General features: G+C 55.3%; 13 protein-coding genes. 4 read left to right on the top strand and 9 right to left on the bottom strand.

Going from position 1 to position 13294, the window contains the following annotated elements; genetic code table 11:
- Positions 1-82: 82 nt before the first annotated feature.
- Complete coding sequence (pgi, locus tag ACUN8H_RS16775; RefSeq protein WP_445533194.1) at positions 83-1750, top strand: glucose-6-phosphate isomerase; 1668 nt, start codon at positions 83-85, stop codon at positions 1748-1750.
- 133 nt (positions 1751-1883) lie between these two features.
- Here pgi and ACUN8H_RS16770 read toward each other — a convergent pair whose 3' ends face one another.
- Positions 1884-2420 (bottom strand): DinB family protein, encoded by a 537-nt coding sequence (locus ACUN8H_RS16770; RefSeq protein ID WP_445533193.1) that lies wholly within the window; start codon positions 2418-2420, stop codon positions 1884-1886.
- A 175-nt stretch (positions 2421-2595) separates the two neighbouring features.
- Between ACUN8H_RS16770 and ACUN8H_RS16765 the strand changes: the two genes are divergently transcribed.
- Positions 2596-3681: a PA0069 family radical SAM protein gene (locus ACUN8H_RS16765; protein WP_445533192.1), complete on the top strand. Its 1086-nt coding sequence runs from the start codon at positions 2596-2598 to the stop codon at positions 3679-3681.
- Positions 3682-3722: 41 nt separating this feature from the next.
- On the top strand, positions 3723-4022 hold the full coding sequence (locus ACUN8H_RS16760) for a winged helix-turn-helix domain-containing protein (protein ID WP_445533191.1): 300 nt from the start codon (positions 3723-3725) through the stop codon (positions 4020-4022).
- Here ACUN8H_RS16760 and ACUN8H_RS16755 read toward each other — a convergent pair whose 3' ends face one another.
- From ACUN8H_RS16755 to coxB, 4 genes are read right to left on the bottom strand one after another with little or no spacing between them, the layout of a single operon-like run.
- Positions 4023-6221 carry a heavy metal translocating P-type ATPase gene (locus ACUN8H_RS16755; protein ID WP_445533190.1) on the bottom strand — a complete coding sequence of 733 codons (2199 nt, stop codon included), beginning with the start codon at positions 6219-6221 and terminating at the stop codon, positions 4023-4025.
- Positions 6222-6226: 5 nt separating this feature from the next.
- Positions 6227-6583, bottom strand: a complete 357-nt coding sequence (locus ACUN8H_RS16750; protein WP_445533189.1) for a hypothetical protein — start codon at positions 6581-6583, stop codon at positions 6227-6229.
- A gap of 4 nt (positions 6584-6587) precedes the next feature.
- Entirely contained in the window at positions 6588-9125 is a 2538-nt protein-coding gene (gene ctaD, locus ACUN8H_RS16745) for a cytochrome c oxidase subunit I (protein ID WP_445533188.1), read from the bottom strand.
- Positions 9122-10183 (bottom strand): cytochrome c oxidase subunit II, encoded by a 1062-nt coding sequence (gene coxB, locus ACUN8H_RS16740; protein WP_445533187.1) that lies wholly within the window; start codon positions 10181-10183, stop codon positions 9122-9124. The genes ctaD and coxB overlap by 4 nt, the downstream gene beginning before the upstream one ends.
- 35 nt (positions 10184-10218) lie before the next feature.
- Here coxB and ACUN8H_RS16735 point away from each other — a divergent pair, with 35 nt between their 5' ends.
- Positions 10219-10680, top strand: a complete 462-nt coding sequence (locus ACUN8H_RS16735; protein ID WP_290702451.1) for a DUF2231 domain-containing protein — start codon at positions 10219-10221, stop codon at positions 10678-10680.
- A gap of 10 nt (positions 10681-10690) precedes the next feature.
- On the opposite strand, the gene ACUN8H_RS16730 is transcribed toward ACUN8H_RS16735, so the two are convergent.
- The 4 genes from ACUN8H_RS16730 to ACUN8H_RS16715 form a co-directional block, all read right to left on the bottom strand.
- Positions 10691-11116, bottom strand: coding sequence for a CopD family protein (locus tag ACUN8H_RS16730; protein WP_290702453.1), 426 nt, complete (start codon positions 11114-11116; stop codon positions 10691-10693).
- A gap of 78 nt (positions 11117-11194) precedes the next feature.
- Positions 11195-12040 (bottom strand): DUF2797 domain-containing protein, encoded by an 846-nt coding sequence (locus tag ACUN8H_RS16725; protein ID WP_445533186.1) that lies wholly within the window; start codon positions 12038-12040, stop codon positions 11195-11197.
- Positions 12024-12308 carry a YeaC family protein gene (locus ACUN8H_RS16720; protein WP_445533185.1) on the bottom strand — a complete coding sequence of 95 codons (285 nt, stop codon included), beginning with the start codon at positions 12306-12308 and terminating at the stop codon, positions 12024-12026. Before ACUN8H_RS16720 ends, ACUN8H_RS16725 begins: the two co-directional genes overlap by 17 nt.
- A gap of 10 nt (positions 12309-12318) precedes the next feature.
- Positions 12319-13170 (bottom strand): rhomboid family intramembrane serine protease, encoded by an 852-nt coding sequence (locus tag ACUN8H_RS16715; protein WP_445533184.1) that lies wholly within the window; start codon positions 13168-13170, stop codon positions 12319-12321.
- Positions 13171-13294 lie beyond the last annotated feature (124 nt).

Here is a 13294-nt window from a genome sequence, read left to right as displayed (position 1 = left end):
GCCGCTTTTTAGGTAGTATTTTTACATAACGCCACTTTTTGTACTTGATTACCACCTTCACTTATAACAAACGGATCGCCCTATGTTTCAGCTCACTCGCAGTGTCACTTGGCAGGCGCTTGACCGCCTGCGCGGCAAAACCGCTAACGATCGAATTCGTGATTACTTCACCAATGATCCGCAGCGTTTTGAGAAAATGAGCCTACGGGTGGGCGGTCTGTTTCTCGACTACTCCAAGCACCACGTTTCCGATGAAGTGCTCGCCAAGCTGATAGAGCTGGCCGACCACTCGGCGCTGGTTCAGCGCCGTGCGCAGATGTTCTCCGGCGATATTATCAACGTCACCGAAAACCGCCCGGTACTGCATACGGCCTTGCGTCACTTGGGCGATGAGCCGGTCTATGTAGACGGCGAAGACGTGATGCCGGAGATCACCCGCACCCGCGAGCAGATCAAGCTTTTTTCAGAAGCAGTGCGCAGCGGCGAGTGGAAAGGCTACAGCGGCAAACGCATTAAAGACGTGGTCAATATCGGTATTGGCGGCTCGGATCTGGGGCCCAATATGGCCGTGCGCGCGCTGCTCAAATACCGCCACCCGGAGCTGCACTTCCACTTCGTTTCCAACGTGGACGGCACGCATATTCAGAAAGTGCTCTCGCGCCTCGACCCCGCCACCACGCTATTTATCGTCTCCACCAAGACTTTCTCTACCCAGGAGACGCTGCTTAACGCCAAAACCGCGCGGCGCTGGTTTCTGGAGAACGCTGGCGAAGACGCCGATGTGGGCGCGCACTTTATTGCCGCTTCCACCAACCGCAAAGCAGCCATGGAGTTCGGCATTCGCGAAGAGAACGTGTTCGAGTTCTGGGCCTGGGTTGGTGGACGCTACTCCATGTGGTCGTCCATCGGGCTGCCGATTGCGCTTTCGATCGGTTTCGAAGGCTTTATCGAACTGCTGGAAGGCGCTCATGAGATGGATAACCATTTCATTAACACTCCCTTCTCGCAAAACATGCCGGTGCTGATGGCACTGATTGGTATTTGGTACATCAACTTTATTGGTGCCGAAACGCAAGCCATCGTGCCCTACGACCAGGCGCTGAACCAACTGCCCTCCTTCCTGCAGCAGCTGGATATGGAGTCTAACGGTAAGTCGGTGGATATTTTCGGCCACCCGGTCAACTACAAAACCGGCCCGATTGTGTGGGGCCAAACCGGCTCCAACGGCCAGCATGCCTTCTTCCAGCTACTGCACCAGGGCACCCGCTATGTGCCGATTGATTTTATTGCCTCGCTCAAGCCCGAGCCAGGCGTCGAAGACCACCACTTCGCCCTACTGACCAATATGCTCGCCCAGGCCAACGCCTTTATGGAAGGCAGCCAAGGGGACAGCAAAGAGCTAAGCCAACACGACCCCTACAGCTGCCCAGGGAACCGCCCCTCCAGCACCCTACTACTGGACGAGCTAACGCCAAAAAACCTGGGGGCACTCATCGCGCTCTACGAGCACAAGGTATTTGTCCAAGGCGTCATCTGGAACATCAACTCCTTTGACCAGTGGGGCGTCCAGCTCGGCAAGCGTATCGCCGGCGAAATCAGTGAGCGAATCGACACCAACGCCGCCGACTTCGATGCCTCCACACAAGGCCTACTGGAGTTAGTGCGGGCGCACTTCCCTAATGGCGGTAACGGCGAAAAGGAAAGCACAACAGTCAGTGCCTATAAAAAGCCAGCACGAAAGAAATGTTGAACGGATAGGTTGGTAAATTTTTATAAAAATGCGCCTTGGCTTGAGTACGTCAAGGCGTTTTCCGTTCTTGGTTCTTTCAGTCTTAATAATTGTCAGCCCCTGAAACTAGGCTCTTATATGAGAACTTACTTCCTTACGCCTCATCCGGAATCAACGCCAGCAGGTCGGTGACGCCAATATCTACACCGGCTTGCGAGAGCAAGGTAGATACCTGCCCGCGGTGGTGGGTTTGGTGATTAAAAAAGTGGTAAATAAGGCGTGAGTAACTTTTAGTTGAAGCCACGCCTTTGGTGTTGTGGTAACTCAGCAGCGTATCCAGATCATCATCGGTCAGCGCGGCTACCCAGTTGATAATAACGTTGTCCAGCCAATGGCGATGCGCGCTTAGGCCTTCCAAATCATCAAACAGACGTTGATCAAGATGCGTTGGCGTAGGCAGCGGCTCCATTATCGCCAGTGTTGCGGTTGAAGAAGCATGCGCCGCAAACCGTTTAAGCCAAATTGTGTCGGCGACGGCGATATGATTCAAAGTGCCAAAAATAGAGCCAAAGAAAGCGCCTTTATCTTCTATCAGTTCAGCCGCACTCAGCTTGTTAGCGGCTTCATATGCCTTGGCATTCATCCACTGGTTGTAGGATGCCATTAATGCAAAATGTGGTTGCAGTTCCATAGGTCAAATCGCCTCTTTCCATGCTGGCAACAACGGGGTCTTTAAGCGTATGAAATAAAGACGCGTTTGTATCCCCGAATTTGCTATTTAAGCCGCTAAGCCTTTTCTTGCGCCTTTGCCCAAACGCCATATACTGTATAAATAGCCATATAGTTATACAGGTCCGAGGTGGCAAATGACGAGTCCCTATCAAACATCGAGTGTTTCAGCCGTGCGTAAAGGCCGCGGGGCAACGTACGACCCGCACAATCGTTTTTCACCCACCCGTAGCGAGGTAGAAGACGATGGTTGGTGGCGGGAAGAAACATCTACCACCATCGCCACCGAAGTGCGTGAGGAAGTGAGCAAGAGCGCACTATCGTGGAATAAATCCCCGGACTTGCCGTTCGATCGCTCGCTGAATCCATACCGTGGCTGTGAACATGGCTGTGTCTACTGCTACGCACGGCCCTCACATGCTTACTGGGATCTATCGCCAGGGCTGGATTTTGAAACCAAACTCATTGCCCGCAGCGGTTTGGTGGAAAGGTTAACGGAGGAACTTTGCCATCCCAACTACGTGTGCCGCCCCATCAATCTTTCAGGCAATACCGACTGCTACCAGCCGTTAGAGGCGACCTACCAAACCACACGCCGTTTATTGGAGCTCTTACTCAAGTGCCGCCATCCGGTGACGCTGGTAACTAAAAGCACACTGGTGCTACGTGACTTAGATCTATTGGCAGAAATGGCGGAACATCGCTTAGTGCGGGTATTTGTGAGCCTGACCAGCTTAGACGCCAATTTAAAGCGCACGCTGGAACCGCGGGCAGCGTCGCCTCAAGCGCGCTTGCGAGCAATCCGTGAACTCAATACGGCGGGGGTGCCGGTAGGAACACTGATTTCACCCGTTATCCCAGGGCTGACTGATCATGAAATCGAAAAACTACTCGAAGCCGCCAGCCGAGCAGGCGCACGAACGGCGGCTTGGATGTTGCTGCGCTTACCTTATGAAGTCGCGCCGCTATTCGAGGCGTGGCTGGAAGCTCACTACCCGGAACGTGCCGCCAAAGTGATGAGCCTTATGCGCCAGTGCAGGGGCGGTAAGGCCTATGATGCCAAGTTTGGTAAGCGCTTTCGCGGGGAAGGTGTCTTTGCCGATCTGATTGCGCAGCGCTTTGCACGCGCCAGCCGCCAGTGGAACATGCAGGATCGCACCGAGCAGGGTTTAAATACGCGGGATTTTCACCCGCCGCGGGCGCAGGGTGACTTATTCATTTAAGCTACACAGCGGATGAATCATTTTACTGTTAAGGAAGCCCCATGCCCGCACTAAGCAAAACCAAATCAAGTTTTTACCGACGTTTATATGTGGCCCATTTGATCGAACAAGGCACTGCCAGCGTACCCGCCTTGATGGATGCCACCGGCATGCCGCGGCGTACCGCCCAGGATACAATCGCTTCACTTGCCGAGTTGGATATTGAGTGCGTGTTCACTAAAGATGACGGCGAACGCCATAATATTGGCCGCTATCAGATACACGACTGGGGCGCGATAGACCCACGTTGGGTAGCCACACACGCCGAGCAACTTAAGCAAGCGCTTGGCTATGCTATTTAGTTAGTCCTTTTCATCCGGCTCTGCCCAAGCCAGCCTTGCTGCGTTGAGGGTAACCGTCAGCGAGCTTGCCGCCATGGCAAGCACCGCGACCAGGGGTGGAATAGCCATCACCACCACCAACCCCAAGGCCAGGGTGTTGTAGAGTGCTGAAAAGAATAGATTCTGTACCATGATGCGCCGGGTGCGTTTAGCAATGCTAAGCAGTTTAACCACACCACCAATACCTGGTGTCATTAGTTGTGCCGAAGCACCTTCACGGGCGGCTTCGCTGGCACTCAATGGGGCAATGCCAACCTCTGCCGCGGCCAGGCTCAATGTGTCGTTGACCCCATCTCCCACATAGAGCGCTGGCGATGGTAACGCCTGTAGCAGCCGCGCTTTGGCTTCAGGCGAGCGTTGGGCATAGCAAGCTTCTCGGGCAAGCCCTACCTGCTCACCCAACCAGCTAACGGCCCCCTGCCGGTCGCCGCTGATCATCGCGACCACGTAACCAGCATCAAGGAGGCGCTCCACGCTTGGTTTAGCGTCGTCTACCGGCTGATCGGTGAGATAGAACGTAGCCAGCCAGCCCGCTTGATCAGCCAACATCACTTGTGAAGCAAACGCCATCGCGGGGTCTTCTGCTTGGGATGGCAACGCAATCTGCTGACGATTTAGCCAATTAGCGCTGCCAAGCGTTAGCCACTCGCCGCTATTTAACTGTACACGGCGCCCTTCCCCAGGCGATTCATTTACTTCTATGTTTTGTTCGGGGTTTTGCTCAGGGTGCTGAGCACGTTGACCGCCTGACCAGTGTGCTAACGCGTGGGCTAACGGATGTTCACTTCCAGCAACGGCTGCATTTAGCGTGTGCTGTACCCTGTGTTTATCGACGCCCTCCCGCGCCTGCCAATGCTGCACGGAATGAATACCGGTCGTTAAAGTGCCGGTTTTATCCAGCGCTACCGAGCGAATACGCGCTAAGGTTTCAAGCGCTGCCGGCTCGCGTAGCGCAATACCTTGCTGCATGGATTGGCCGCTACCAGCAAGGCTTGCCAATGGTACGGCCAGGCCCACCGCGCAGGGGCAGGCCACCACCAGTACGGAAAGCGACCGCACCAACGACTCCTCCCAGCTCAGCCCCATTAACAGCGCGCCCGGTAGTGTTAACAGCGCCAAGAGCAGCGCAAGGGGGCTTAGCCAAGCGGCAAAGCGGTCAGCAAGTTTCTGCAATTCCCCTTTTTTGGCCTGATAGCGGCGCATTTCATCACATAAACGGTCTAACCGGCGCTTGCCTACCCCCGCACTTACCTCTATTACGGCAGGTACCGTACCCAGGAGTCGGCAGCCTGCGTATACCTTTTGACCTGCGTTGAAATGGCGCGGCAGGCTTTCACCGGTCAGCGAGGCGGTATCGATCCAAGCCGCGTCAACCAAGGTGCCATCAAGCGCCAGCAGCTCTCCGGGTGCTAACTCGACACGCCACCCTGCAGCGACTTCATCGGCGGGCAGCGTTATCCACTTTTTATGTTGCGAAGCGCGAACCTTAGCGTTCGGTAGGGATACTGCGTCCAGCGCCCTTAGCCCACGATGACGGCACAAGGTTTCCACTAATCGTCCGACTAATAGAAGCACAATCAGCATCACCGCCGTATCGAAATAAACCTCCGTTGAACCGCGCCACAGCAGACCTATCGAGACGCTGACCGCACCAACGACGCCAAGGCTAACGAGCACATCCATACCTGGGCGCTTGGCGAGCAGCGTGCGCCAACCCGCACGGTAAAACGGGACACCGGCAAACAGCACCACGGGAAGGGAAAAAGCACCCGACACCCACGCCACCACCTGCTCGATCTGTTCATTAGGCAAAGCCGATGCGTAAATCAAAATTGAGGCAAGCATGGACCACATGCCAAATAGCGACCCCACCATCAGCCTAAGCGTGAGGTAGCGGCTCTCCTCCTCCAAACGCGCATGGGCGTCGCCCACTGGCTCAAGCTCCGTCAGTCGGTAGCCTAGCCGTTTAACCTTTGAGGCGAGTACTGAGAGCTGGGTCGCGGCTGGCGTGCCGCTTATACACAGCGTAGCGCTGGGGTAATGCACGCTAACGTCTTGCACGCCACTCAGCCGTTTGAGGGAGCCTTCCACGGCCAAAGCACAACTGGTGCACCACATTCCGTGAAGGGTATAGAGCTTGTCTGCACTGGTGTCCGTCATGCCACTCACAGGCAAGGCGGAATGCCGAGGATAGGCATCGCCGCGAACAAGACACCAAGCATAGAAAAGAGATACAGCCCCGCTGACACCCGAGCATTAAAGCGCAGCCGCCCTTCGTGGCGTTTACCTATGCGATAACAGCCCACGGTTAACATGGCCAGCAGCCCAACAGCGGCAAGACTGACCACTAACAGCAACGCATTTACCAGGGTAAATATGCCCTGCTCTGGGTCAGGAGGAATCACTTCACAGGCCACGGCATGGCCACCGTAAACCGTTACAAACCAAGCGCTCCAAAGCGTTAGGCCAATGACAAAGTGCAATGGATGGGTTAGCTGTAAGCGTTGCATCGCGATAGCCATCGGTTTAGCTCCCTATCACCCGCGGCAACACGGCAAGTGCGCCGACGATAATCCAGAATGTCGCCACGTTGTATCGCCATAGTTGAGCAACCACGGCGGGCTCAAAAGGCGCATGAGCGCCCACATAGCCATAGCCCACTCGCAGCCCCTGAAGCAGCGTTAGCACCGCCCCCAACCCACCATGTAACACTGCATAAGCCAGCCCAACCATGATAATGGCATCGTGGGCGCTTGCCGTAACCGCCAGTTCTGCGCTCAGTAAGACCCAAAGGGTAACACCTACCTGGGCAAACCCCAGCGCACTGATACTAAACATCGCTAACGCCAGCCCCGCATCACGCTTCTGGCGCAAACCATGCACTTGTTTCTCAAGGATGCCCGCGCCTATCGTTAGCGCCCCACCAGCCACCAGAAGGCCCATTAAAGAGAGGGGTGATTCCTCAGGCATTCTCCATCCAGGCGAAACCGTCCAAAGATAGAACCAGCCAAACAGGTAGGAAAGGAAAAACGAGCCATTGGCCAGCATGGTAATCGACATTGCCCACAAGCCGGGGCCATCCATGGTGCGCGAATGGAGCGGCGGATCGCCGGGCGCCACCTGGGCATCAGGCGCGGCCTTGGGGTGCGCGCCGTTTTCCCATGACCAGCGTAATAGGAACAGGGTAGCGATGACCACGGCGATAGCGGCCAGCGGGTAAAGGCGCGTCAATAGGCTCAAACACACCACTGCCAACGCCATCGCAGCGAACAGAGGCCACCAGGAGTTGCCCGGCAGGTGAATGACTTCGCGCACTTTGCCGGTTAACGGGTCGGTACCCCACATTTCACGGCGCCCATGGGTCGCTACCGCCAGGCCATGCTGGCCTTCTGCGATGGTGTGCGGTAGTTCAGGGTCCTCCCATAGCGGGTGCCGGGTTTCAATATTGGGCAGGCTGACGAAATTATAAGCACTCGGCGGCATGCGATTAGCCCACTCCAAGCCATCAGCATGCCAGGGATTGATTTTAGCGGGTTTACCGAAGCGGAAATGCAGCGCCATATCCAGTAGCACCATGGCGATGCCGGCCGACATAATGAAACCACCCACGGAGGAGATGAGATTAGTTATATCCCAGCCCATGCCTGATTCATAAGAGTAAACGCGGCGCGGCATACCCAGCAGCCCGGTCCAGTGCATAATCAAGAAAGTGGTGTTAAAGCCGATAAACGTCAACCAAAAGCCCCATTTGCCCAGCGTTTCAGAAGGCATGCGCCCCGAGAATAACGGCAACCAGTAGTAAAGCCCGGCGATCAGCGGGAAGAACATTCCCCCTACCAAAACGTAATGCATATGCGCGACGACAAAGTGTGTGTCGTGCACCTGCCAGTTAAACGGCACCAGCGCCAGCATCACCCCCGTTAAACCACCGCATACAAAGATAACCAAAAAGCCTACGATCCATAGCATCGGCAGTTTCATTTTTGGCTTGCCCAGCCATAGCGTCGCCAGCCAAACAAACACCTGTATCGCTGTTGGCACCGCGACCAACATACTGGCAGCTGAAAAAAAGGCTTGAGCCAGTTGTGGAATCCCCACGGTAAACATGTGGTGAACCCACAACCCAAAGCTGATGAAACCGGTGGTTATAATGGCAAAAACCACCCAGCCGTAGCCCACAATAGGGCGGCCAGCGAAGACAGGGATCAGCGTGGAAACGATCCCGGCTGCCGGTAGGAAGATGATGTAAACCTCGGGATGGCCGAACAGCCAGAAAAGATGCTGCCAAAGGATCGGGTCGCCGCCCCCGGCTACATCGAAAAATGGCATCCCCGCGGCGCGTTCGAGTTCCAGCAAAATACTGCCCAGAATCAGCGGCGGAAAGCCCACTACAATCATCATCGCCATCGCAAGGATGTACCAAGCAAACAGCGGCATTTTGTGCAGCGCCATTCCCTGGGTGCGCGTACGCAGTATCGAGACGACTAATTCAACACCTGCAGAGAGCGCGGAGATTTCAACGAAGGTGATCCCTAATAGCCAAAAATCTGACCCTAAACCTGGCGAGTACTCGCTGCTGCTGAGCGGGGTATACATGAACCAGCCGCTGTTGGGGGCCATCTCTATGACCAAGCTAAATGTTATAATGATACCGCCGAACAGGTAACACCAGTAACCAAGCGACGTTAGCCGTGGGCAGACCAAATCACGCGCCCCAATCATCTTGGGAATCATGTAAATCGCCAGCCCTTCCAGTATCGGGATAGCGAACAGGAACATCATCACCGTGCCGTGCATGGTAGTGACTTGGTTATAGATGTCTGGCGTCATAAAGTCTTGATCAGGCAGCGCCAACTGAGTGCGCACGAGCATGGCCAACATACCGCCAATCAAGAAAAACACCATCCCGGTGATCATGAACCTCAGACCAAGCGTGGTGTGGTTGACGATGGTCAATGCTTTTAAACCACGCGGGTTACCCCAAATTTCATTCAGATCACTGTGTAACTGATCGGGGTGGCGTTGATCGCTGGGCGGAGTTACATCGCGGTCAATAGTCGTCATGGTGTGAGCGTCTCCAGCCAAGCACCCAGGGACGCCAAGGTAGCGGTATCAATATCATCGTGGGGCGGCATTTTATTGCCCGGTTTTAGCTGCTGATGATGTTGCAGCCAGTAGGTCACCGCGCCCTCTTCCATGGCCATAATGCCCGCGCCCAAACTAGTGCGACTACCAAGATCGGAGAGGTCTGGTCCCTCATTACCACTCGAGAGTCCCGCTACTCGGTGGCAGCTCGCGCAATGGTTCATAAATGCCTCCCTGGCAGGTTCATGCTGTTGATCGTTGGTCGCCAGCGTCGATAGCTGGTCATCTTGGCGGGCAGCTAACCACGCGTCATACTCGTCACGCTCAACGGCTTCCACATAAAGCTGCATTTGGGCGTGTTGGGCGCCGCAAAATTCGGCGCACTGAGCACCAAATACCGCTGGTTCATCTGCTTCCAAGCGTATTTTGTTAACGCGCCCAGGTACCATATCGATCTTGCCGCCCAGCCGCGGCACCCAAAAAGCATGGATGACATCAGCGCCGGTAACGTGGAAATCAATCGGCTCGCCTGCAGGCATGATCAATTGATTGGAGGTCACTACTTCTCCCCCTTCTGCCCCTGGGTAACGGACTTCCCACCACCACTGATGGCCGATGACTTCAATGACCTCCGGCGGCTCGCCAAGCGGCAGGGGCAACATCCGCTGCGCGGTTGGCACCCCAAAAGCGAGTAACGCGGTAATGCTGGCAACCGGCAATAAAATACCCCCACCGATAATCCATCGCCGTGCCACTCGACGCTCTTCAACAGGGGTGCGAGTCACCTCTTTACGCTTGAAGGTAAACAGCCAAAGTAAGGTGACCATGACCAACACCACGGTGCCAAACCCTAGCATTACCCACCAAATCATCACCACATCTCGCGCGGCTTGGCCTGCCGGGTTTAGAATAGACTTATCGCCCGCACAACCGTTTAGCAGTGCTGTCGCTAACAGTGCGAGCAGAGCACCCAGCCGGTTGACCCTCGGCTGGGTTAAGCGTTGAATGCTTATTAAGCGTTGAACAGTGAGCCTCATCCCTGAATTCCTTTTTCTGCCCACAGGAAGTGATTATGGCAAAAAATCGTCAGCTCTCGATCGTGAGCCGCGCCTCTATCGCCGGCCATCCTTTGCATCCGGTGATGATCCATTTCCCCGTCGCCGCGCTGTTGGCGCTGGTGGCCAGCGACATCGGATTCTTGCTGAGTGGTGATGAATTCTGGCTGCGCGCTAGCCTGTGGCTGGCTGGCGTCGGCGCGTTTGGCGGGTGGATTGCCAGTACAGCAGGCATCATCGACTTGGTAACCGTGCCGCGTATTCGCCGCCTGATTACCGGCTGGAGCCACGCCATCGTTGCCGTCGTGATGCTCTCGCTGGCGTCGCTGAACTGGCTGCTGCGGTTTAACGACGCCAGCGCGATTTTGCCCTGGGGCTTGGCCGTTTCGCTGGTCACAGCAGGCTTGATCGCCGTGGCGGGCCTGTTGGGCGGGCAATTGGTGTATGAACACGCGGTGGGGGTCGACGTTGAAAAGTAGTGCCACAGTGTTAACTCCAATCCAATGGTTTTGCTAACACAAACCCCAGTACGCTAAGAATAGCCGCCAACGCGACGCACATCGCTGTCCAGTTGGCGGGTTTCACCCAGCGATAGTGGCCCGTTTCAAGTCGAAGTATTAGCCAGCCAAAACAGCCATGCGCGGCCACCATTGCCACCACAGCGCCAAGCTTTAAGATCAGCCAGCCACCCAATATGCCATTAATAAGAAACAGTAGCGTACCCGACGCAATCGCCACTAACGCAGCAGGCGTCGCCACCGAGATATAAAAAAACCGCGGCATGGGCGGCGTGCCCTGGGCAAAGCCCGAGTCTCGGCGAAGCTGCAGCGACTGGCTGAGCAAAGCGGGTAAATAGAGCAGTGAGCCGCACCAGATCACGAGTGCGGCAATGTGAAGCAGTTTAAGCCAGGGCATCGGGGCTTCCTTGCATTGCTTAAGGCGGCATAATTCCTGACCTAACCTTAGACAAAACGCCGCACTCTGGCTAGCCGTTTAACTCACCTGAATTTCGTAACCTGTGAATTTGCGGAGGTTAATGACGCCGCTATCAAGTAGTAAATATTGGCCTTTGATGCCTTGCAGAACGCCTTCTACCCGCGGGTGCTTGTCAAAATTATGTGACACCACTTTTTTCGGAAAGACGCTGACCGGGTAGTGAAATGCTTGTGCAGGCTGTTCCAGAGCGCGGATAGCGCCTGCCCCGTGGGTATCGCGTAATTGATCTAAGCCACTTGCTAATAGGGTAAGCAAACGATCTCGCTCAGCCGCTAAATCTATTGGCGGGACATCGCCCTTCAGCATCGCTCGCCAGTTGGTGCGATCAGCCACTTGCTCTTTAAACAGCATCTCGACAAAACCGGATTGCTGGCGGGTATCAACCTCGAGGATGGGCAGCGCCTGTATGGCGCCTTGATCCAGCCAGCGGGTCGGCATTTGGGTTTTGCGCGTAATGCCCACCTTTAAGCCAGAAGAGTTCGCCAAATAAACGATATGAGGTTGAAAACAGTGTCTCTCGCCCCATTCTGGCTCACGGCAGGTGCCTTGGAAAAAGTGGCAGGTTTCTGGCTTCATAATGCAGGTGTCGCATTGGGCCAGCCGCTTGAAGCATGGGTAACAATGCCCTTGAGCAAAGCTCTTTTTGGTTGCCCGCCCGCAGTGAGTGCAGGCAATCGCCCCCGTCCATCGCAGCGTAAGCGGCTCGCCGATACGCTCATTGAGGGCAAGGCGGTGCTCCCCCGCACGCAAGTGGTAAACCACCTGTTCGTCTTGGCGGCCCGGCAGCGCTGCCGCCATTTTGCTTAAACACCCTGTGATTACTGCTTCAATCACGCGTGGCATCCCGCGCCAAACCCGCCATTTCGGGCGTGACACCCGCGCCGCTGGCTGCTGCTCCGCAGGTTCGTTGCTCTAAATAGCCCACGCGATTCTCTTCCGGCACGTTGTTCTCGGCTTCATAGCGCATCACGGCTTCCAAGCAGAGCGCAGTCTGCTCAGGCGTTAAGCGACGACCATCAGGCCATTTGCGCAGCGATACCGCCTGTTTCAGGCTTTCATAAATTGCCGGCGTCATCTGGTTAATCATTTTATCAAACGTCATTTCGCTCATTGCTGGCCTCTTAACGATTTTTCAAACGGCGGGATGAATAATACCAGCCTGTGATAAGCCCCACGAGTAGTCCGCCCAAATGCGCTTCATTGGCGACATTACCAAAGCCGACACTGCCTGCCATGTCTGTCATGGTGAACACCATCCACCCCAGCATGAAGACCACCAGCATTTGCGGCACAAAGAAACCACTGCCAGGTACTCGGCGTGACATTAACCAAACATGCGCCAGCAGTGCATACACCACACCCGACATCCCACCAAACAAGACAGTGCCTGTGAGATATTGGGCGATATTCGCACCAATACCTGCCACGACGAGTAGCATTAACATCGTAAGGCTACTTTGTCGCCCTTCGATCTGACGGCCGAAATACCACACCCACATTAAATTGAATATTAAATGCATCCAGCCAAAGTGCAGAAAAGCTGGCGATAGCAACCGCCACACCTGCCCTGATGAAAGCGTTTGCGACAGTGTACCGAACGCCAGCTCCCCCCCCGAAATGCCAATGGGCACAATGGTTAACGCCACAATCAACTGGTCGCCGAATATCGCTATTAGGGCAAAGACTAGGAGGCTAATCACTATCATCAGCGCAGTGACCGGCACATGTATTAGCGTACTTAGGGAAGTATTCATGTGGCGGCGGCGCGGCTGTTTTTGTTGAATCTCTAGGGGGTCGCCACGCCTCCAGCGCTCTACCAAAGCGGTCAGTTCATCTTGTTGACGTGGGTCGGCGATCCACAGCAACTGACCATCGGCCTCATCGGTAATGCGGTGACCAATGCGGTGGCGCCAAAGCGCTTGGCGCAGTTGGCTTGTGTCCGCGTGATCGGGCAAAAGCATCACTGGATGCATAACGTCCCTCTAATCAATGTGCTAGCGGCTCGTGAACCGCAGCGGGTAATGGGTTACCAGCATTGGCACCAAAAAACAGGCAAAAAAAACCGGCGGTGGGGACCGCCGGAGAATAAAAGCAAGG

It is taken from the genome of Vreelandella sp. V005 (genome assembly GCF_052645115.1).
This window is presented reverse-complemented; position numbering and strand designations above follow the sequence as displayed.